At 72.2% G+C, this 20,935-nt stretch carries 20 protein-coding genes; 1 reads left to right on the forward strand and 19 read right to left on the reverse strand.

Features of this window, described 5'->3' with window-relative positions; translation table 11 throughout:
- Positions 1–87: 87 nt before the first annotated feature.
- From NL142_RS09750 to NL142_RS09835, 18 genes are all read right to left on the reverse strand, one after another.
- Entirely contained in the window at positions 88–735 is a 648-nt protein-coding gene (locus NL142_RS09750) for a DivIVA domain-containing protein (RefSeq protein ID WP_194682391.1), read from the reverse strand.
- 139 nt (positions 736–874) lie between these two features.
- Positions 875–1,174 (reverse strand): YggT family protein, encoded by a 300-nt coding sequence (locus NL142_RS09755; RefSeq protein ID WP_043561739.1) that lies wholly within the window; start codon positions 1,172–1,174, stop codon positions 875–877.
- A 66-nt stretch (positions 1,175–1,240) separates the two neighbouring features.
- The gene (locus tag NL142_RS09760) at positions 1,241–1,738 is read right to left on the reverse strand and encodes a cell division protein SepF (RefSeq protein ID WP_104234855.1); all 498 of its coding nucleotides are present in this window, start codon (positions 1,736–1,738) and stop codon (positions 1,241–1,243) included.
- Positions 1,739–1,786: 48 nt separating this feature from the next.
- Positions 1,787–2,518 carry a YggS family pyridoxal phosphate-dependent enzyme gene (locus NL142_RS09765; RefSeq protein ID WP_435079114.1) on the reverse strand — a complete coding sequence of 244 codons (732 nt, stop codon included), beginning with the start codon at positions 2,516–2,518 and terminating at the stop codon, positions 1,787–1,789.
- Complete coding sequence (gene ftsZ, locus NL142_RS09770; protein ID WP_012038543.1) at positions 2,515–3,654, reverse strand: cell division protein FtsZ; 1,140 nt, start codon at positions 3,652–3,654, stop codon at positions 2,515–2,517. Before ftsZ ends, NL142_RS09765 begins: the two co-directional genes overlap by 4 nt.
- Before the next feature lie 137 nt (positions 3,655–3,791).
- Entirely contained in the window at positions 3,792–4,997 is a 1,206-nt protein-coding gene (locus tag NL142_RS09775; protein WP_435079117.1) for a cell division protein FtsQ/DivIB, read from the reverse strand.
- Positions 4,994–6,424: a UDP-N-acetylmuramate--L-alanine ligase gene (murC, locus tag NL142_RS09780; RefSeq protein WP_435079119.1), complete on the reverse strand. Its 1,431-nt coding sequence runs from the start codon at positions 6,422–6,424 to the stop codon at positions 4,994–4,996. The genes NL142_RS09775 and murC overlap by 4 nt, the downstream gene beginning before the upstream one ends.
- A gap of 42 nt (positions 6,425–6,466) precedes the next feature.
- The gene (gene murG / locus NL142_RS09785; protein ID WP_435079121.1) at positions 6,467–7,570 is read right to left on the reverse strand and encodes an undecaprenyldiphospho-muramoylpentapeptide beta-N-acetylglucosaminyltransferase; all 1,104 of its coding nucleotides are present in this window, start codon (positions 7,568–7,570) and stop codon (positions 6,467–6,469) included.
- On the reverse strand, positions 7,567–8,856 hold the full coding sequence (gene ftsW, locus NL142_RS09790; RefSeq protein WP_194682387.1) for a putative lipid II flippase FtsW: 1,290 nt from the start codon (positions 8,854–8,856) through the stop codon (positions 7,567–7,569). The genes murG and ftsW overlap by 4 nt, the downstream gene beginning before the upstream one ends.
- Positions 8,813–10,357: a UDP-N-acetylmuramoyl-L-alanine--D-glutamate ligase gene (gene murD, locus NL142_RS09795; RefSeq protein ID WP_435079123.1), complete on the reverse strand. Its 1,545-nt coding sequence runs from the start codon at positions 10,355–10,357 to the stop codon at positions 8,813–8,815. The genes ftsW and murD overlap by 44 nt, the downstream gene beginning before the upstream one ends.
- 2 nt (positions 10,358–10,359) lie before the next feature.
- Positions 10,360–11,469, reverse strand: coding sequence for a phospho-N-acetylmuramoyl-pentapeptide-transferase (gene mraY, locus NL142_RS09800; RefSeq protein WP_012038549.1), 1,110 nt, complete (start codon positions 11,467–11,469; stop codon positions 10,360–10,362).
- Entirely contained in the window at positions 11,463–12,872 is a 1,410-nt protein-coding gene (locus NL142_RS09805) for a UDP-N-acetylmuramoyl-tripeptide--D-alanyl-D-alanine ligase (RefSeq protein ID WP_435079126.1), read from the reverse strand. The genes mraY and NL142_RS09805 overlap by 7 nt, the downstream gene beginning before the upstream one ends.
- Before the next feature lies 1 nt (position 12,873).
- A complete protein-coding gene (locus NL142_RS09810; RefSeq protein WP_435079128.1) occupies positions 12,874–14,418 on the reverse strand; it encodes a Mur ligase family protein in 1,545 nt (514 codons plus the stop codon).
- Positions 14,419–14,430: 12 nt separating this feature from the next.
- Positions 14,431–16,212, reverse strand: a complete 1,782-nt coding sequence (locus NL142_RS09815) for a peptidoglycan D,D-transpeptidase FtsI family protein (protein WP_435079130.1) — start codon at positions 16,210–16,212, stop codon at positions 14,431–14,433.
- Positions 16,213–16,303: 91 nt separating this feature from the next.
- The gene (locus tag NL142_RS09820) at positions 16,304–16,978 is read right to left on the reverse strand and encodes a cell division protein FtsL (RefSeq protein WP_104234864.1); all 675 of its coding nucleotides are present in this window, start codon (positions 16,976–16,978) and stop codon (positions 16,304–16,306) included.
- Positions 16,975–17,931 (reverse strand): 16S rRNA (cytosine(1402)-N(4))-methyltransferase RsmH, encoded by a 957-nt coding sequence (gene rsmH / locus NL142_RS09825; RefSeq protein WP_043586462.1) that lies wholly within the window; start codon positions 17,929–17,931, stop codon positions 16,975–16,977. Before rsmH ends, NL142_RS09820 begins: the two co-directional genes overlap by 4 nt.
- Before the next feature lie 103 nt (positions 17,932–18,034).
- Positions 18,035–18,466, reverse strand: a complete 432-nt coding sequence (mraZ, locus tag NL142_RS09830; protein WP_012038555.1) for a division/cell wall cluster transcriptional repressor MraZ — start codon at positions 18,464–18,466, stop codon at positions 18,035–18,037.
- A 338-nt stretch (positions 18,467–18,804) separates the two neighbouring features.
- The gene (locus tag NL142_RS09835) at positions 18,805–19,200 is read right to left on the reverse strand and encodes an SCO2097 family morphological protein (protein ID WP_194682381.1); all 396 of its coding nucleotides are present in this window, start codon (positions 19,198–19,200) and stop codon (positions 18,805–18,807) included.
- A gap of 77 nt (positions 19,201–19,277) precedes the next feature.
- On the opposite strand from NL142_RS09835, the gene NL142_RS09840 reads away from it, so the two are divergent.
- Positions 19,278–20,399, forward strand: coding sequence for a polyprenyl synthetase family protein (locus NL142_RS09840; protein ID WP_194682380.1), 1,122 nt, complete (start codon positions 19,278–19,280; stop codon positions 20,397–20,399).
- Between the two features lie 51 nt (positions 20,400–20,450).
- On the opposite strand, the gene NL142_RS09845 is transcribed toward NL142_RS09840, so the two are convergent.
- Positions 20,451–20,792, reverse strand: a complete 342-nt coding sequence (locus NL142_RS09845; protein WP_194682379.1) for an Rv2175c family DNA-binding protein — start codon at positions 20,790–20,792, stop codon at positions 20,451–20,453.
- Positions 20,793–20,935: the final 143 nt, after the last annotated feature.

The raw sequence follows: 20,935 nt of genomic DNA on the forward strand, positions 1-20,935 counted from the left end.
CTGCGCGAACGACGACGGCGACGCGGGACCCCGTCGCTCCTTTGAGCCGGGTCCCGCGCCGCCGTCGGGCGTGCGGGTGGTGCGGTGCTAGTTGCCGAACGAGGCGGTGGCGGGCGCCTCGCTGGAACCGGCGGAGTCGAGCTCGCGGAGCTGGCCCTCGATGTAGCCCTTGAGCTTCGTGCGGTACTCGCGCTCGAAGGTGCGGAGCTCGTCGATGCGGCCCTCGAGGACCTGGCGCTCCTTCTCCAGGACGGCGGTCTTCGAGCGCTGCTCGGCCTCGGCCTCGGCGGCGATGCGGGCCGCGGTGGCGTGCGCCTCGGCGACGAGCGCGTCGCGCTTCTCGATGCCCTCGCGGACGTGCTCCTCGTGGAGCTTGCGGGCGAGCTTGAGGAGGCTGCTCGTGCTGGAGGTCTCGTCGTCCACGTCCGCGGCGGGGGCGGCGGGCGCCTGCGCGACGACCGGGGCCGGCTCGGGCTCCGGGGTGGGCTCGGGCTCGACGACGACGGGGGCCTGCTCGACGGCGGCGGGAGCGGGGGTCTCGATGACCGTGGTCGCGGCCGGGGCGGCGTCGCCCGAGCCGAGGCGCTGGCGCAGCTCCTCGTTCTCCTGGTGAAGGCGTCGCAGCTCGACGACGACCTCGTCGAGGAAGTCGTCGACCTCGTCCTGGTCGTATCCCTCGCGGAACTTGGTCGGCTGGAAACGCTTGTTGACGACGTCTTCAGGAGTGAGAGCCATGGCCTGCCACCTCTTTTGTGCGTAGAGCGGGGTCCGCAGGTGCGGACGGGGGATTCGGGACAACGTGCGACCCAACGCTATCAGCGGAACGCGTCGCTCCGGGGACGGGAGCGCGGAACGGCGGAAGGAGCGCCGGGCGTCAGCCCGTGAAGCCGCGGACGACGTTGAGCAGGATGATCGCCACGAGCATCGTGATCATCCAGCCGAAGTCGAGCGCGACGGGGCCGAGGCGCAGCGGCGGGATCAGGCGCCGGACGAAGCCGATGGGCGGATCCGTGACCGTGTAGGAGGCCTCCGCGACGATGAGCATCGCACCGCGCGGACGCCACTGCCGCGAGAGCGACTGGACCAGGTCGAGCACGAACCGGCCCCACATGCAGATGATGAACGCCAGGAGGGCGAACCACAGGACGGTGGCGACGATGTTGACGATGATCACGGACACAAGTATGGCGGGCGCCGATGGGAGGTCCCGTCGGCGCCCGCCATGGCGGTGCTGGGTGGATCAGCGTCCGAAGAAGGAGGCCTCGACCTCGGCCTCGGTGGCCGACTGCTCGCCGGACACGGCGACGTGCGACGGCGACAGGAGGAACACCTTGGCCGTGACACGCTCGATCTTGCCGTAGAGGCCGATGGACAGGCCGCTGGCGAAGTCGATGAGGCGACGGGCGTCGTCGTCCGTCATCTGCGAGAGGTTGATGATGACCGGCACGCCCTCGCGGAAGTTCTCGGCGATGACCTGGGCGTCCTTGTAGGCCTTGGGGTGGACGGTGAGGATCTCGTTCATTTCAGCCGGCGCCGCATTCCTTGTGGTGGTCGAGGGCTTGTGCAGGGGGGTCACGGGTGCGCGCTTCGCCTGCTGCTGGGGAGCGGGGGCGGGCGTCGGGACGGCCTGCACGGGCGACTGCTGCTGCTGCTGCGCGGGCTGCTGGCCCTGCTGGTAGTCGAGCTCCTCGTCGGCGAGTCCCAGGTACACCATGGTCTTGCGAAGTGGGTTGGCCATCATTCCTCTTTCCGTTTCGGCCTGACGAACCGGACCGCACTCCCGACATTAAGGGCCGTCGGGTCGCTTTCCCGTGATTGCCGACCCGATCCGAAGGTGTGTCGCGCCCTCGAGGAGCGCCTCGCGCAGGTCGCCGGACATGCCGGCGGAGATCGCGTCCGCATCGGGCAGGATGCGGCGCACGTCGTCCGAGATCCCGCGGAGCCGCGCGAAGGCGCGGCGGGGCTCCCCGTCGTCGGGCGCGACCGCCATGACGCCGAGGACGCGGATGCCCGGGACGGCCGCCGCGTGCTCAGCCAGCGCCTCGGCCTCGGCGGGCCGGACGCCGCCGCGTCCGTCGTCGTCGGTGAGGTTGACCTGCAGGAAGACGCGCGTCTCCTGCTCGTCGGACGCGAGCGCGTCGACGAGGGACGGGCGGTCGACCGAGTGGATCACCGAGGCGTAGCGCCTCACCTGCCTGGCCTTCTTGCCCTGCAGCTGGCCGACGAAGTGCCAGGCCACGCCCGCGCCCTCGAGCTCGGCGGCCTTGCCCTGCGCCTCCTGGTGCCGGCTCTCGCCGAGGTCGCGGACGCCGAGGTCGACGAGGGCGCGGAGGAGGGAGACGGGCTGGAACTTGGTGACCACGATCGTGGTCACCTCGTCGGGACGGCGGCCGGCCTCGCGGATCCCGTCGGCGACGTCCGCCTGCACGGACGCCCACCGCTCGGCGAGGCCGGCGTGGGCCTCGCCGGGGTGGGCGTCCGACGCGTGCGCGCCGCCTGTCTGCGGAGCGTCGGTCACTTCAGGAAGTCGGGGATGTCCAGGTCGTCGCCGTCGTCCTCGAACGTCGGGTCGCTCGCGGGGACGGACGCGACGGGCGCCTCCGCCTGCGGGCGCGCCGGCGCGGACTCGACGGCCTCGGGAGCGGCGACCGCTCCCCCGCCCGCGGCGACGAAGCCGCTGCGGCGGTTCTCGACCTTGGACGCCGGCTCGCCGCCGTCGAAGCCCGCCGCGATGACGGTGACGCGCACCTCGTCGCCGAGGGTGTCGTCGATGACCGCGCCGAAGATGATGTTCGCCTCGGGGTGCACGGCCTCCTGCACGAGCTTGGCCGCGTCGTTGATCTCGAAGATGCCGAGGTTGGATCCGCCCTGGATCGAGAGGAGCACGCCATGGGCGCCCTCGATGCTCGCCTCGAGGAGGGGCGACGCGACCGCGAGCTCGGCGGCCTTGATGGACCGGTCGGCACCGCGGGACGAGCCGATGCCCATGAGCGCGGATCCGGCGCCCTGCATGACCGACTTGACGTCGGCGAAGTCGAGGTTGATGAGGCCCGGGGTGGTGATGAGGTCGGTGATGCCCTGGACGCCCGCGAGGAGCACCTGGTCGGCGGTCGCGAAGGCCTCGAGCATGCTGATGCCGCGGTCGCTGATCTCCAGCAGGCGGTCGTTCGGGACGACGATGAGCGTGTCGACCTCGTTCTTCAGCGTCGCGACGCCGAGCTCGGCCTGGGCCGAGCGGCGCTTGCCCTCGAAGCCGAACGGCTTCGTCACGACGCCGATGGTGAGCGCGCCGATCGACTTGGCGATGCGGGCCACGACGGGCGCGCCGCCGGTGCCGGTGCCGCCACCCTCGCCCGCGGTGACGAAGACCATGTCGGCGCCGGCCAGGGCCTCCTCGATCTCCTCCGCGTGGTCCTCGGCGGCGCGACGGCCGACCTCGGGGTCCGCGCCGGCGCCGAGGCCCCGGGTGATCTCGCGGCCGACATCGAGCTTGACGTCGGCGTCGCTCATGAGCAGGGCCTGGGCGTCGGTGTTGATCGCGATGAACTCCACGCCCCGCAGACCGAGCTCGATCATGCGGTTGACGGCGTTCACGCCGCCACCGCCGATGCCGACGACCTTGATGACGGCGAGGTAGTTCTGGTTGTTCGACACGACGGGCCTCCGCTAGAACCTTCGACCTCCGGTGGAGGCTTAGAGTTTACTCAGTATGCATTTCCTGATCCCGACGTTAGGGGGCTCGGGGTCGGCGCGACGACTCCCGTGCCGCGTGTCGCGAAGGCCGGGCGGGATCAGGGTCCGGCGACCGGCGCGTCGGGCGCCGACACGTCGTAGGACCCGACGTCCCCGCGGGCCTTGACGAGCGCCTGCAGCACCTGCGCCTTGTCGACCGAGCGCTCGCCGCTCCCCCACAGCACCTTCTTGCCGCTGCGGAGGGTGAGCATCACGTCGTCGGTCGTGTTGGCCTGGATGCTGTCGACCTGCGGCAGGAAGTCGGCGGGCAGCGCGACCAGGACCGCCGCGGCCGCCTGGAAGCGCGGGGACGAGAAGTCGGCGCTCGGCAGGTCGATGAGGGGGTAGCCGTCGGGGCGGGCCGTCGCGCGTTCGATCGTGATGCCCGCGGGATCCACCAGGTCGAAGCCGGCGCCGGACTGGATCACGGCGACGGGCGTGCGCTCGACGATGCGGATCACGAGCGTCGACGGCGGACGGCTCTCGGTGCTGTAGCTGCGGATGAGCGGGAACGCGCGGAGCTCGTCCCCGACGCGGCCGAGGTCGACGAGCGGGAGCGGCGTGCCGACCTGGTCGGAGAGCGCCGCCTGGATGCTCGACGGGGACACGCGGTCCGCGCCCTCGACCTCGACGGTGCGGAGGGCGAGCAGCGGCGAGTACACGGCGATGCCGACGACGATCGCGAGGGTGAGGACGGCGCCGAGCGCGCCGAGGAGCCCGGCGCGTCGACGGCGGGCGCGCTGCGTGAAGCGGCGCACCTCCTGGCGCTCGTAGCGCTGCCGCTCGCGACGGGCGCGGCGCAGCTGGCGTCGCGCCTCGGCGTCTCCGGTGGCCGCGCTCGCGGGGCGGGCCGGGCGGTGGGCCCGTGGGGTGGGCTCCCCGTCCGCGTCCGAGCGGGTGCGCCGGCGGAGCGGACGGGCGGAGGCCGCGGTCTCCGCCGCTCCGCGTGCCCGAGCGCCCAGCCTGCCGACCAGGCCACCCGAGCGCGGCGGCGTCGGCTCGCGGCCCGTGCGCGGCGCGGGCGGCGCCTCGACAGGCGCCTGCGCGAGGTGCGGGAGGACGATGGGCTCGGTGTCGGGCTCGTCGTCGTCGCGCCACGCCGCGCGGGGTCGCGGGGTCGCGGGCGGCGTCGGCGCGGGTGCCGCCGGCGTCGCGGGCGCGGCGGGTCGGGATCCGCGGCCTCGACGTGCGGGCGCATCCTCGGGCGCGGCGGGCGTGGGCGGCCTCGGGACCCGGGGCCGGTCGAAGCCCTCGGGCCGCTTCACTCGCGGGGCCGGGAGGACGCGGCGGGCTGCGGGGATCCGGCGGGACGCTCGAGCGCATCGATCACCTGCGGGATGATCCGGTACACGTCGCCGCAGCTCAGGGTCACGATGAAGTCGCCGTCGCGCGCGATCTCCGCCGCGCGATCGGCCGCCTCCTGCCAGTCGGGCAGGTAGTCGACGTGGCCCGCGTCCTGGAAGCGCTCGGAGACGAGGGCGCCGGTGACGCCGGGGATCGGGTCCTCGCGGGCGCCGTACACGTCGAGCACGATGGTGTGGTCGGCCAGCTCCTCGTAGACGCGCGCGAAGTCGCCGGCCATCATCTGCGTGCGGCTGTAGAGGTGCGGCTGGTGGACGGCGATGATCCGGCCCTCCCCCACGACCGTGCGCGCGGCCTCGAGCGCGGCGCGGACCTCGGTGGGGTGGTGCGCGTAGTCGTCGTAGACGCTCACGCCGCGGACCTCCGCGTGCAGCTCGAACCGGCGGCCGGTGCCGGAGAAGCCGGCGAGTCCCGCGATGGCGTCGTCGGGATCCACGCCGAGGCCGACGAGCACCGCGTAGGCGCCGGCCGCGTTGATCGCGTTGTGGCGGCCGGGGACGCGGAGCGCGGCGCGGCGCGGCACGCCGTCGTGGGTGAGCGTGAAGGCGACGGGGCCGTCGGTGACGATGTCGGTGATCCGGATGTCGGCGGCCGGGTCCTCGCCGAACGTGACGACGCGTCCCTCGATGCGGGCGGTCACGCGCCGGGCGCCCGGGTCGTCGCTGGAGATGACGACGAGCTCCGACGCGGCGGATGCGAAGCGCACGAAGGCGTCGTCGAAGGCCTCGTGCGAGCCGTAGTGGTCGAGGTGGTCGGCGTCGACGTTGGTGATGAGCGCGACGGACGTGTCGTACAGGAGGAAGGAGCCGTCGGACTCGTCGGCCTCGACGACGAACAGCTCCTCGGATCCGTGGGCGCTCGAGACGCCGAGCCCGCCGATCACGCCGCCGTTGACGAACGACGGGTCCCGGCCGGCCTCGAGGAGCGCGGTGACGATCATGCCCGTGGACGTGGTCTTGCCGTGGGCGCCCGCGACGGCCACGAGCCGCTGCCCGGAGATGAGCCAGGCGAGCGCCTGCGAGCGGTGCAGGATCGGCAGGCCCAGCTCCTTCGCGAGCACGTACTCGGGGTTGTCCTGCCAGAGCGCCCCCGTGACGACGAGCGCGTCGGCGTCGCCCACGTGAGCGGCGTCGTGGCCGACGTGGATCTCGGCGCCCAGCTCCCGGAGCGCCTGGACGGCGTCGGAGTCGCGGGAGTCGGATCCGGTGACCGGGTGCCCTGCCGCGAGGAACAGGCGCGCGATGCCGCTCATGCCGGACCCGCCGATGCCCACGAAGTGGACGCGCCCGAGCTCGGTCGGGATGTCCATGGTCAGGTCGGGTGCGATCACGTGCGGTCTCCTCGGGAGGGTGGGAAGCGGGGTGGGCGGCGGTCAGCGCCGCGCGGCGGGCCGGGAGGGGCGGGCGGCGACGGCGTCGCGGACGAGGTCGGCCATGCGTGCCGCGCCGTCGCGCGTGCCGACGGAGGCCGCCGCCTGGGCCATGCGCGCGAGCGCCGCCGGGTCGGACAGGAGCGGGAGGACGTGCGCGAGCACCCAGTCGGGCGTGAAGTCGGCGTCGGCCACGACGATCCCGCCGCCGGCCGCGACGACGCCGCGGACGTTCACGGCCTGCTCGCCGTTGCCCACGGGGTAGGGCACGTAGACCGCGGGGACGCCGACGCAGGTGAGCTCGGAGAGCGCTCCGGCGCCGGCGCGGGAGACGACGAGGTCGGCCGCGGCGATCGCGAGCTCCATCCGGTCGGAGTAGCCGACCACGTGGTAGCGCTCGACGCCCGGGTCGGTGAACTCCTGCGCGCCGCCGACGATGTGCAGGATCTGGGCGCCCGTCGCCGTGATGCGCTCGGCCACCTGCACCACCGTGCGGTTGAGGCTGCGCGCGCCCGTGGATCCGCCCGTGACGAGGAGCGTCGGCCGGTCGGCGTCGAGTCCGAGCTCGGTGCGCGCGGCGTCGCGGGCCGCCTCGCGGTCGAGGGTCGCGATCTCGCGGCGGAGCGGCATGCCGACCACCTGGGCGCGCGGGCCGAGCGCGGTGCCGGGGAACGTGATCCCGACCGCCGCGGCGACGCGAGCGCCGAGCCGGTTGGCGAGTCCCGGCGAGGCGTTGGCCTCGTGCACGACGACGGGGACGCCCGAGCGGCGGGCGGCGACGTAGGCGGGCGCGGCCGCGTAGCCGCCGAAGCCGACGACCACGTCGACGCCGCGATCGGCGATCATGCGGCGGATCTGCCCCACGGCCCGCGCGAACGCCGGCGCGAAGCGCACGGCGGCCCCGTCCGGGCGGCGCGGGAACGGCAGGCGCGCGATGGTGAGCAGCTCGTAGCCGCGGGCGGGGACGAGCCGGGACTCGAGGCCCTCGCGCGTGCCGAGGACGAGGATCGTCGACCCCGGCTCACGCGCGCGGAGCTCGTCGGCTACGGCGAGCAGGGGGTTGACGTGCCCCGCGGTGCCGCCGCCGGCGAGCAGGTAGACCGTCACGAGCGCATCCCGACGACGGCGGGCACGACGTCCGGCGACTCCTCGGTCGTGGGCCTCCGGGCGAAGCCCAGCACGATGCCCATCGCCACGAGCGTCGTCACGAGCGACGAGCCTCCCGACGACACGAACGGCAACGGCACCCCGAGCACCGGGAGCAGGTTGAGCACCACGGCGATGTTCACGAAGGCCTGCACGATGATCCAGGTCATGACGGCGCCCGTCGCGACGCGCGCGAAGGTGTCGGTGTTGGCGCGGATCACGCGGATGAAGCCGATGGCCAGCACCACGAACAGGAGGATGACGACGATCGCGCCGATGAGGCCGAGCTCCTCGCCGATGATCGCGAAGATGTAGTCGTTGTCCGCCTCGGGCAGCCACATCCACTTGGCCTTCGAGTTGCCGAGGCCCACTCCGAAGATGCCGCCGGCGGCCAGCGCGTACAGGCCGTGGGTGGACTGCCAGCAGCCGCCCGCGTAGTCGCACTGGCCGGTGAGGAACTCGGTGACGCGGCGCATGCGGCTGTCACTGATCACGGTCATGAGCACCGCGAGCACGGAGCCGATCGTGAGCATGAGCGTGAGCTTGCCCATCGGGATGCCCGCGAAGAAGAGGGCGCCGAGGATGATGCTCGCCATGATGATGACGGTCCCGAGGTCCCCGCCGAGCGCGACGAGGCCGACGGCGCCGCCCGCGACGGGCAGCACCGGGATGAGGATGTGCGGCCACGTGCGCAGCAGGTGGCGCTTCCTCGCGAGGATGAAGGCCAGCCAGATCACGAGGCCCACCTTGATGAGCTCGGCGGGCTGGAACGTCGTGCCGGCGATGCGGATCCAGCCGATGTTCTCGCCGACCTTCACGCCCATCGGGCCGAACACCAGCAGCTGCACGGCGCTGGCCGCGATCAGCAGCACCCAGGCCCAGCGCTTCCAGAACATGGGCGGCACGAGCGAGACGAGGAGCATGAGCGGCACGCCGATGAGCGCGAACATGCCCTGCTTGAGGAAGATGCCGAAGAAGCCGCCGCCGGCGACGAACGAGTCGATGCTGGAGGACGACAGCACCATCACCAGGCCGAAGACGACCAGGAAGAGCGTCGTGCCGAGGAGCAGGAAGTAGGAGCCGCTCTCCGCGTGGAAGGCGCGTCCGAGGTGGATGCGGGCGGCGAGGCCGCGACGCTGCGTCCCCTCCTGCGCGTCGTCGACGGACGACTGCGGGGTGCGCGGGCCGCGGGGGCCCGGCGCGTCAGCCGCGCGAGGGGTCCGCGTCGTTCTCGGGGGCAGTGTCATCCGCCGCACCTCCCAGGTGGTGGTCGACCGCGGTCCGGAATCGGCGTCCGCGGTCGGCGTAGTCGGTGAATTGGTCCATGGATGCCGCCGCCGGGGCCAGGAGGACGGTGTCGCCCTCCCGGGCCACGCCCGCCGCGAGCCGCACGGCGGACCGCATGACCTGTTCAGTGTCGCTCTCGGCCACCTCGAGGACGGTGACGTCGGGCGCGTGTCGCGCGAATGCCGCGAGGACCTCGGCGCGCTCGACGCCGATGACGACCGCCGCGCGCAGGCGTGCCGCGTGGGCGCGGATCAGGTCGTCGAGCTCGACGCCCTTGAGGAGGCCGCCGACGACCCACACCACGGAGGGGAAGGCCGCGAGCGACGCGGACGCGGCGTGCGGGTTGGTGGCCTTCGAGTCGTCGACGAAGGCGACGCCGTCGCGCTCCCCGATCCGCTCGATGCGGTGGCTGTCGAGCTCGAAGCGCTGGAGCGCCTGCCGCACGACCGCCGGCGAGACGCCGTAGGACCGGGCGAGCGCAGCCGCGGCCAGGATGTTCTGCACGATGTGCGGTGCCGCGAGGCCCACCGCGCGCAGCTCGTCGAGCGTCGTCAGCTCGAGCGCGGAGGTGAACCGCTCCTCGAGGAAGGCGCGGTCGCAGAGGATCCCGTCGACGATGCCGAGGTCGCTCGGGCCGGGCGCGTCCAGGCCGAAGCCGATGGCACGCGCGCCGTCCTGCACGTCGGCGTCGCGGAGCGCGTCCTCGGTGGCGCGGTCGGCGCGGTTGTAGACGCAGGCGACGCGCGTGTCCGCGTAGACCCGCCCCTTCGCGGCGGCGTACGCCGCACGCGAGCCGTGCCACTCGAGGTGGTCGTCCGCGAGGTTGAGGAACGCGCTCGAGTAGGGCCGCACCTCGCGCATGTAGTGCAGCTGGTGGCTGGAGAGCTCGACGACCAGTACGTCGAAGCCGTCCGGGTGGCGCACGACGTCGAGCACGGGCAGGCCGATGTTGCCGCACGGGACGGCGCGCACGCCGCCCTCCTGGAGGAGCGCGGCCGTGAGCTGCGTGGTCGTGGTCTTGCCGTTGGTGCCGGTGATGGTGATCCACTCGGCAGGCGTCCCCGTCTTGTCGCGCACCCGCCAGGCGAGCTCGATGTCGCCCCACAGCGGGATCCCCGCCTCCGTCGCCCACGCAGGCAGTGGGTGCGTCGGCGCGTAGCCGGGCGACACGACGACGAGCTCGGGCGCGAAGGCGACGAGCTCCGCCGGCACGGGCTCCTCGTCGGTCGGCCGCACGAGCCGCCCGCCGATCACGTCGAGCAGCGCGAGCCGCTCGGGCGACGCGTCGGACGCGACCACGAGCACATCGGCGCCGAGCTCGACAAGCGTGTCGGCCACCGAGAAGCCGGTGCGCCCGAGGCCGAGGACGGCGACGCGGAGGCCGGTCCAGTCGTCGTGCCAGCTGTGCAGGGAGTCGGGTCGCGCGAGCGCCGTGCCGTCGTCGGAGGTGCCGTCTGTCATCTCTACTGCGTGATCCATTCCAGGTAGAAGGTGCCGACGCCCGCCGCCACGAGCAGCCCGGCGATGATCCAGAAGCGCACGACGACCGTGACCTCCGCCCAGCCCTTCAGCTCGAAGTGGTGGTGCAGCGGGCTCATCAGGAAGATGCGCTTGCCGTGCGTGAGCTTGAAGTAGATGCGCTGCAGGACCACCGAGCCCGCGACGATCACGAACAGGCCGCCGATGAAGACGAGCAGCAGCTCGGTGCGGCTGAGGATCGCGAGGGCCGCCAGCGCGCCGCCGAGGCCCAGCGAGCCGGTGTCGCCCATGAAGATCTGCGCGGGCGAGGTGTTCCACCAGAGGAAGCCGATGAGCGCGCCCACGATGGAGGCCGCGATGATCGCGAGGTCGAGCGGGCTCGCCACCTCGTAGCAGCGGTACTCGTTCTGGTAGCTGGAGACGCTGTCGCACGACTGGTTGAACTGCCAGAAGCCGATGATGACGTAGGAGCCGATCGAGAAGATCGACGCGCCCGCCGCGAGGCCGTCGAGGCCGTCGGCCACGTTCACGCCGTTCGAGGCGCTCGCGACGATGAGGCAGATCCAGACGATGAACAGGCCCGTGCCGATGACCGCGCCGAGCGCCATGAAGTCGAGCGGCAGGTCGCGGAACAGGCTGATGGCGGTGGATGCGGGCGTGAGGCCGGACACCGGGTCGCGCAGCGTGATGGCGAGCACCGCGAACACGGTCGCGACGACGACCTGGCCGGCGATCTTCTGCCAGCCGCCGAGCCCGAGCGACTGCTGCTTGCGGGTCTTCAGGTAGTCGTCGAGGAAGCCGACGAAGCCGAGGCCGACCATCATGAACACGACCAGCAGGCCCGACGGCGTCACGGGGTCGAAGCGGATCCCGTCCCATGTGAGCAGGTGCCCCACGAAGTAGCCGAGCACGCTCGCCAGGATGATGACGATGCCGCCCATCGTGGCGGTGCCGCGCTTGGTGTGGTGGGTCTGCGGTCCGTCGTCGCGGATGAACTGGCCCCACTGCAGACGGTGGAACAGCTTGATGAACAGCGGCGTGAGGAAGAGCGTGAAGGCGAGCGAGAACGCGCCCGCGAAGAGGAGGGCTACCACGCGTACTTCTCCCCCAGCTCGTCGCCGAGGAAGCGTAGCCCGGCGGAGTTGGACGACTTCACGAGCACGAGGTCGCCGTCGCCGAGGATCCGGTCGAGGATCTCGCGGGCCTCGGCCGCGTCCTCCGCGAAGATCGACTCGCCGTCCCACGAGCCCTGCGCGATGGCCTCGAGGTGCAGGCGGCGCGCGGGGCGGCCGACCACCACGAGCTGACCGATGTTGAGGCGCACCGCGAGGAGGCCCACGCGGTCGTGCTCCTCCTCGGAGAACTCGCCGAGCTCGCTCATCTCGCCGAGCACGGCGACCGTGCGCTGCTCCGGTCCGCGGATCTGCGCGAGCGTGCGGAGGGCGGCCGCCATCGAGTCGGGGCTCGCGTTGTAGGCGTCGTTGATGATCGTGACGCCGTTGCCGCCGAGCACCTCCATGCGCCAGCGCTCGGCGCGCTGCACGGTCTGGAGAGCGGAGACGATGGAGTCGCCGTCGACGCCGAGCGCCCAGGCGCCCGCCGCCGCGGCCAGCGCGTTGGTGACGTGGTGCTCGCCGAGCACGCGGAAGGACACGGGTCGGGTGGATCCGTCCGGCAGGTGGAGCGTGAAGGTCGTGCCCGCCGCGGAGGCGACGATGTCGGTGGCGCGGACCGCGGCCCGCGCGTCGCGGCCGAACCAGAGCACGGGTGCCTCCGTCTTGTCGCTCATGGAGGAGACGCGCGGGTCGTCCGCGTTGAGGACGGCCGTGTCCTCGGGCAGGAGGTCCTTGACCATCTCGGTCTTCGTCACGAGCGTCCGCTCGATGCCGCCGAAGCCGCCCGCGTGCGCGAGGCCAACGGTGAGCACGATGCCGACGTCGGGCTTGGCCATGCGGATCAGGCGCGTGATCTCGCCCAGCCCGCTTGCGCCCATCTCCGCCACGAGGAACCGCGTGGTGCGCGTGACCTTGAGCATGGTGAGCGGCGCGCCGACCTCGTTGTTGAAGGACGCGATGGGCGACACGGTCTCGCCCTGCGTCTCGAGGATCGCGTGGAGCAGGTTCTTCGTGGTGGTCTTGCCGTTGGATCCGGTGACCGCCACCATCCGCAGGCCTCCGAGCGCGCGCACCCGCGCCACGACCTCGTGCGCCAGCCGGCCGAGCGCGTCGACGACGTCGGGCACGAGCACCTGGGGCACGGGCAGGTCGAGCTCGCGCTCGACGAGGAGCAGCGCGGCGCCCGCCTCGACGGCCTTCGGCGCGAAGAGGTGCCCGTCGGTCTCCTCGCCGGGCTTGGCCACGAAGATCCCGCCGGGGCCGATGAGCCGGCTGTCGGTGTCGACCGCGCCGTCGACGACGGTCTGCGCGGTCGCGTCGCCGCGCAGCAGGAGGCGGCCGTCGACCGCCTCGGCGATCTCGGCGAGGGTGAGGGCGATCATGTCAGCTCCAGCCTGCGTCGCGGAGGGCCGCGCGCGCGTCGTCACGGGCGGAGAACGGGATCTTGCGCCCGGCCACCTCGTGGTAGTCCTCGTGCCCGGGTCCGGCGACGAGGATGGTGTCCCCCTCGCCGACCAGCGACACCGCGGTGCGGATCGCCGTGGCGGGGTCGGGCACCTCGTGGATCTCGCGGTCGGGGACCGCGGCCTTCGCACCAGCGATGAGGCTCGCCCGGATGGACGCCGGGTCCTCGTAGCGCGGGTGGTAGTCGGTGATGACCACGACGTCGGCGAGGCGGGCCGCGATCGCGCCCATCTCGGCGCGCTTCGTGGTGTCGCGGTCGCCGTCGGCGCCGAACACCATCACGAGCTTCCCCGGCGTGAACGGACGCAGCGCCTGCAGCGTCTGCTCGAAGGCGTCGGGCGTGTGCCCGTAGTCGACGAAGAAGAGGGGGCCGGTGTCGCCGGAGACGCGCTCGGCGCGACCCGGGATGTACGCCTGGATGCCGCCGTCGCGGTCGAGCACGTGGGCGACCGCGTCGAGGTCGTAGCCGGACTCGACCAGCATCACGATGGCGAGCCCCGCGTTGGCGGCCATGAACCAGCCGGGCACGGGCACGCGCGAGACGAGCACCCGGTTGTCGGGCCCCTCGAGGCGGAAACCGGTCGAGTCGGGCGTCTGCTCGAGCACCGTGACGGTCCAGTCGGCGTCGACGCCGGGCTTCGAGGCGATCGTGGTCATCGGGATGCGGGATCCGTCCACGATGCGCTGGCCCCACTCGGTGTCGAGCGAGACGACGCCGCGGCGCGCGCGGTCGGGGTCGAAGAACGCGGCCTTGGCGTCGAAGTACTCCTCGAAGTCCGCGTAGTCGTCGAGGTGGTCGTGGCTCAGGTTGATGAAGGCGGCCACGTCGAACACCAGGCCGTCGACGCGGTGCCGGGTGAGGGCCTGCGCCGACACCTCGATCGTCACTGCGCGTACCTCGGCCTCGCGCATGCGCGCCAGGAGCGCGTGCAGCTCGCTCGCCTCGGGCGTCGTGAGCCGGCTGGTGATGCTCTCCTCGCCGATGCGGCGCTCGGCCGTCGACGTGAGCCCGGTCACCACGCCGAGCTGGCGGAGCAGGCCGTCGAGCAGGTACACCACGCTCGTCTTGCCGTTCGTGCCCGTCACGCCGTAGAGCGTCGCCGGATTCTCGGCCGAGCGGTGGACCCATGCGGAGATGTCGCCGAGGGCGGCGCGCGGGTCGGGGGTGAGGATCACCGGGAGGCCGGAGCCCTGGGCGTCGGCGAGCCCGTCGGGGTCGGTCAGCACCGCGACCGCGCCGCTCTCCGCCGCGTCGGCGGCGAAGCGGGCGCCGTGCACGCGGACCCCCCGGAGCCCGACGTACAGGTCGCCGGGCTGCACGTCGCCGGAGGACAGGGTGACGCCCGTGACCTCCACGTCGTCCACGTCGCCGACGACGTCGAGCGCGAAGTCGCTCACCAGGCCGGACAGCGACCGTGCGACGGGATGCTCGGGGCGGAGGGCGGGAGTGGCAGGGGAGGTCATCGCCCTCATCTCTCAGTAGGTCGTGGCGAGGTTCGGGGACGGCACGGTGGAGGGGGGCACCCGGTACGTCTTCAGGACCTGGGACATGATCTTCTGGAAGACGGGCGCCGCGGCCGCCGAGGACTTCATGGTATCCGGATTGGCCAGGCTGATCGACACGACGTACTGGGGGTCCTCGGCCGGCGCGAGGCCCGCGATCGACACCAGGTAGTTCTTGCCGTACTTGCCGTCGGCCTCCGCGACCTGCGCCGTGCCGGACTTCGCGGCCACCCGGTAGCCGGGGATCGTGAGGTCCTTGGAGAGGTGCCCGTCGGTGACGACCGTCTCGAGCATGTTCACGGTCGAGTCGGCCGCCTGGGGCGAGACGACCTGCGTGCCCTGGGTCGAGGGCTGGTCCGTGACGGTGCCGTCGGCGGCCTTGCAGCCGGAGACGAGCGACAGCGGCAGCTTCACGCCGTGGTTGCCGATGGTCTGGTAGATGCTCGCGACCTGCAGCGCCGTGGTCGTGAGGCCCTGGCCGAACATGGTCGCGTAGTTGGTCTGCGGGTCCCACTCCTGCCACGGCCGGATCAGGCCGCTGCTCTCGCCGGGGAAGCCGAGGCCGGTGTCGCCGCCCACCCCGAACGCCCTGAGGTAGTCGTAGCGATCCTGGGCGGAGAGGCGCTCGCCGAGCGCCGAGATGCCCGTGTTCGAGGAGTCCATGAGCACACCCGCGAGCGTGAAGTGGAGGTCGGGGTGGACGTAGCTGTCGCTGAGCTTCACGTTCGGGCGCGTGAACGTGTACGGCGCCACCACGTGCGTGCCCGCGTCGGCCTTGCCCGAGTCGAGGAGCGCGGCGGCGGTCACGGCCTTGAGCGTGGATCCGGGCTCGAACGGCGAGCTGAACGCGCGGCTCCCCCGGTCCTCGGGCTTCGTGGCGGACACGTCGTTGGGGTCCACGGACGGGTATTCGGCGACCGCCAGGACCTTGCCCGTCTTCACCTCGACGATGGTCGCGTGCCCGTAGTCGGCGCCGACCTTCACGGCCTGCTCGGCGACGGCGGTCTGCGCGAAGTACTCGAGGTCCGTGTCGATGTTGGTCATCACGTCGCTGCCGTCCTTGGCCGGCTTCTGCGTGACGGTGCTGCCGGCGATGGGCACGCCGTCCGCGCCGCGCTCGTACGTCTGCGCGCCGTCCTGGGCGGCGAGGCAGGAGTCGTACTCCTGCTCGAGCCCGGCCTTGATCGTCCCGTCGCCCGCGATGTAGCCGAGGATGCTGCCCGCGATCTGCCCGTTGGGGTAGGTGCGGCTCGAGACGGCCTGGAAGTAGATCCACGGGATCTTGAGGTCCCGGATGGCGAGGTACGCGTCGACGTCGACGCCCTTGGTCACGTAGCCGAACAGCGACTTGGGGTCCTTGGCGAGCGCTCCCGTGATGAGCCCGTCGATCTCCTCGGGCTTCTGCCCGGTGATCGCGCCCAGCTGCGCCTCGGCGTCCGCGAGCGACACGTCCTGCTTGACCGGCTTGCCGTCGTCGCCCGTCACCGTCCGGGTGAAGTCGCCGGCCTTGGACGGATCCATCGTCACGTCGTAGCGGAGCACGCTGTCCGCGAGCACCTTGCCGTCGGCGTCGTAGATGCTGCCGCGGACGCCGGGCAGTGTCTGCGAGATGGCCCGCTTGCCGAGCGCCTCCTCGTTGAGCTCCGTGGCCTGCACGACCTGGATGTCGATGAGCTTGACGACGAAGACCCCGATGACGGCGAGGATCGCGATGAGGGAGAAGGCGATGCGCCGTCGGTTCGAGATCGTGCTCACTCGGATGTTCCTCTCGATGCCTGCGGTGCGGTGCGGTGCTCCGTGGGAGCGGTGTCGTGCGGTGTCCTGCGCCTCTCGGCGCAGGACGTGATCAGCGGGTCTGCGGGGTCGGGATCGACGTGGCCGACGCTAGCCCGGAGGCCGCGCCGGACGCGGGAGGCGCGCTCGGGGTCCCGGCGGTCACTCCGCCTGAGGCCTCGGCGGAGCCGGGGATGGCCGAGCCGGGGTCGACCGCGGCGGCACCGTCTTGCGCCGTCGCGGCCTGCAGCGCGGCCGCGCGCTTCGTCGGGTCGCTCTCGATGGTGAGCGGGACCCCGGAGAGGAGCGAGTTGCCGATGAGGGTGTCGGCGGTGAGCGCCGTCGTGGCGCCGTCCTTCGCCTGCGGGGTGCCCTGGATGGTGCCGTCGAGCGAGAGGAAGGAGGGCGATGCGCTCGCGACCATGCCGAGGGCCTGCGCGTTCCGCGCCAGGTTCTGCGGGGACGAGAGCCGGTCGACGTCCTCGGTCAGCGCCTGGTGGGTGCGGTCCAGCTCCTTCTGCTGCTGCTGCAACGACTGGATCGCGTAGGCCCCGTCGGACAGGCCGATCGAGAGCAGGAGCTGCGCGAGGAGGACGGCGAAGAGCCCGCCCACCACGATCACCGCGTAGACGGTGCGCGGTCGGGCGCGACGCTGGCCGCGGGTGGCGACGACCTCGATGTGGCGGGTGGGCGGCTCGGCCGACGGCCGGATCCGGGGACGCGCGGTCGCGCGTGCTGCATCGGTCATGCGTGTCGCCTCCTGGCTCGTTCGGCGGCGCGCAACCGGACGGAAGCGGCGCGGGGGTTCTGGGCGATCTCGTGCTGGTCCGCGAGCTCGGCGCCGCGGACGAGGAGCTTCAGCTCCGGTCGGTGCTCGGGGAGCTCGACGGGGAGCCCGACGGGCGCGGTGCTCGTGGACCGAGCGCGCAGCTCGCGCTTCACGATGCGGTCCTCCAGGGACTGGTACGACTCGACGACCACGCGTCCGCCGACGGCCAGACGATCGATGGCGGCGGGCATGGCGCGGGCCAGCACGCTCAGCTCCTGGTTGACCTCGATGCGCAGCGCCTGGAAGACCCGCTTGGCCGGGTGCCCGGCCCGCTGCACCGCGGCGGGCGTCGCCTGCTGGATGATCTCCACCAACCGCGCCGACGTGGTGATCGGCTCCACCTCGCGCGCCTGGACGATGCGGCTGGCGTAGCGGGGGGCGAGCTTCTCCTCGCCGTAGTCGTAGAAGATCCGGCGCAGCTCGAGCTCGTCGTACTCCGCCACCACCTGGGCGGCGGTCAGGCCCGCGGTCCCGTCCATGCGCATGTCGAGGGGCGCGTCCTGCGAGTAGGAGAAGCCGCGCTCGACGCGGTCGAGCTGGAGCGACGAGACGCCCAGGTCGAAGAACACACCCTGCACCTCTCCGATCCCGAGCCCGTCCAGCGCGCGCCCGATGCCGTCGTAGACCGTGTGGACGAGGTGGACCCGGTCGCCGAAGCGCGCGAGTCGCTCCCCCGCGATGGCGAGGGCGTCGGGGTCGCGGTCGAGCCCGACCAGCCGGAGGCCAGGCAGCGCGTCGAGGAACGCCTCGGAGTGGCCGGCCATGCCGAGGGTGGCGTCGACGAGCACGGCGCCCTCGCCCTGGAGGGCGGGAGCGAGCAGCTCGAGGCACCGCTCGAGGAGGACGGGGGTGTGGATGTCGTCGAGGGCCATGGCATCCCGCTGTCCTGTCCGCGGCTCCTGATCCCCATCCGTCCCGACCTGCCACCGGGGAAGTGCGGCAGGGCGTAGGACGGCTGGGAGTCAGGGGCCGGGGTCAGAACAGGCCGGGGATCACCTCCTCCGCGGTGTCGGCGAACGCGCTCTCGTTGGCGGTGAGGTACTCGTCCCACGTGCCGGCGTCCCAGATCTCGACGCGGCTGCCCGCGCCGATGACCGCGAGCTCCCGGTCGAGGCCCGCGTAGGTGCGGAGCGCCTGCGGGATGGTGATGCGGTGCTGCTTGTCCGGCGTCTCGGCGTTCGCGCCGGACAGGAAGACGCGCATGTAGTCCCGCGCCTGCTTGCTCGCGAGGGGCGCCTGGCGCATCCGGTCGTGCAGCTCCTCGAACTCGCGCGTCGTGAACACGTAGATGCAGCGGTCCTGGCCGCGCGTCATGACGACGCCGCCCTCGAGCTCGTCGCGGAACTTCGCGGGGAGGATGAGCCGCCCCTTGTCGTCGAGACGAGGCGAATGGGTGCCGAGGAACACACCGACACCCCCTGTCTCTCCGGCCGTGGTTCAGGACTTGCTCCACTTTACTCCACAGCCCTCCACCCACCGCCAGGGACGCGGGGTGAATTCGCGGGGACTGTCCCCCGATCCCAGTGATCTGCTGGCCCTTCTCGTGGGGAGGGATGTGGAGGGCGATGCGAGGACCGGCGCGCCGCGGGCACGCAGAAGCGCCCCACGGGCGGTCCGAGGACTGCCGGCGGGGCGCCGGGGAGGGATGTGGGCGGCGGAGGAGACAGAAGAAGGGGCCGATCCCTGTTTGGGATCGGCCCCTTCGGGTCGAGTGGAGGGCGGTGGAGGAACGCCTCAGTCGGAGGTCAGTCCTGACCGCCCTGGCGCTTCTCCCAGCGCTCGTTGATCCTGTCCATGAAGGAGGACGACGAGGCAGGCCGCTTGGCGCCGCCTCGGCCGGGCGCGGGAGCGGACGTGGACGTCGACGCACCGGCAGCCGAGTCGCGCGGGCTGAAGATGAGGAGCGCTCCGACGATCATGACCGCGAAGCCGAGGATGCCGATGATGGCCAGCTTGGTGATGACGCCGGCGGCCAGGGCGGCGATGCCGAGGACGATGACCAGCACCCCGACCACGACCATCGTGTAGTTCGGTCTGCTGCGGCGACCGCTGACGGTCGCCACGAAGTCTGCGTCGTTGTGATAGAGACTGCGCTCCATCTCCTCCAGCAGGCGCTGCTCTTGCTCGGAAAGCGGCATCATGTTCCCCTCAGGCTCGGGACGACGCGTTGGTGTTCACCCGTGAATTCTAGCTCCCTGCCCCTGGCTAGGCTAGGCGCGTGCCCGAAAGCGACCGCCTCGTCAGCCACGTCCAGACCCGCCTCGACGACTTCCTGACGGCGCAGGCGGCGGGACTCCGGGAGATCAGCCCGGATCTTGTGCCCATCCAGGAGTTCTCCTCGGATCTGCTGAGAGGCGGCAAGCGGTTCCGCGCGCAGTTCTGCTACTGGGGCTGGCGTTCGGTCATCGACCTCGAGCCCTCTCCCGCCGGACGCCCCCAGGGCGAGGAGCGCCCGGGGTACCGCGCTGTCGTCGGCGTCGCCGCGGGCCTCGAGATCTTCCACGCCGCGGCGCTCGTCCACGACGACATCATCGACCGCTCCGACACGCGTCGCGGCCGGCCCGCCGCGCACCGCCGCTTCGAGGCACTGCACGCCGCCGGCGGCTGGGTCGGATCCTCACCGCGCTTCGGCGAGGCAGGCGCGACCCTCCTCGGCGACCTGCTCCTGGGATGGAGCGACGAGCTCCTCATCGACTCGCTCCTCGCACTCGCGGACGGGTCGGCGGCGCGCGCCACCCGCGCCGAGCTCGCCACGATGCGGACCCAGGTCACGCTCGGCCAGTACCTCGACGTGCTCGAGGAGGTCGCGTGGCCGACCGTGCCCGAGGAGGACACGCTCGCCCGCGCCCACAACGTGATCGTCTACAAGTCCGCGAAGTACAGCATCGAGGCCCCGCTCGTCGTCGGCGCGAGCCTGGCCGGGGCGACGCCCGAGCAGGTCGCGGCCCTACGTGCCGTCGGGCTGCCGCTCGGCATCGCGTTCCAGCTGCGCGACGACGTGCTCGGCGTCTTCGGCGACAGCGAAGTGACCGGGAAGCCGAGCGGTGACGACCTCCGCGAGGGCAAGCGCACCGTCCTCATCGCGCTGGCTCGCCGCCGGCTCCCGGACGGGGTGCGCCGCACGGTGGACGCGCTCCTCGGCGATCCGGACCTCGACGACGAGCAGATCCGCGTGCTCCAGTCGATCCTCCGCGAGAGCGGGGCCCTCGACGAGGTCGAGGGGATGATCGCGCGTCACGTGCGCGAGTCGCTGGCGGCGCTGCGTGACGCACCCATCGGCTCCCGCGCGAGGAACCAGCTCGAGCTGCTCGTCGACAGCGTCACGCGCCGCGTGACCTGATCGCGACCCGAGCGGCTCGCGCCGGGCGGTCGACGACCGCGATGGAGGGGATCAGGCGCTGGCCTGGGCCACGCGCCGCACCTCGGCCTTGCGCCCGGCGAGCAGGGCATCCACGGGGGCCGCACCGAGGCTCGGCTCCTCCATGAGGAGCCAGTGCATGGCCTCCTCGTCGGTGAAGCCGTTGTCGCCGAGCACCATGATCGTGCCCCGCAGCTCGGACAGCGGCTCGCCGTCCCGCAGGAAGACGGCCGGCACCTTGAGCACTCCGTCGAGACGGACGGCCAGCAGGCGCCTGTCCTCGATGAGCCGACGCACGCGGCTGACGGTGAGACCCAGGAGGTCGACGAGATCGGGGACGGTCAACCACTCACGGTCGGAATAGGGCTCGTTCACGCCTCACATGCTGGCACGTCCGGAGCCGACACCGGGACCCGGTGCCCTGGCGACGACACGCTCGGGGTCGTCGATCCGCTGCCTATCCGCCGAAGACGCGTGTCGCTGTTCACTCCAGTCACATCCGTCCCTTATGTGCGCTT

Origin of the sequence: Clavibacter quasicaliforniensis, assembly GCF_051201715.1 — a bacterium.
Classification (GTDB): domain Bacteria; phylum Actinomycetota; class Actinomycetes; order Actinomycetales; family Microbacteriaceae; genus Clavibacter; species Clavibacter seminis.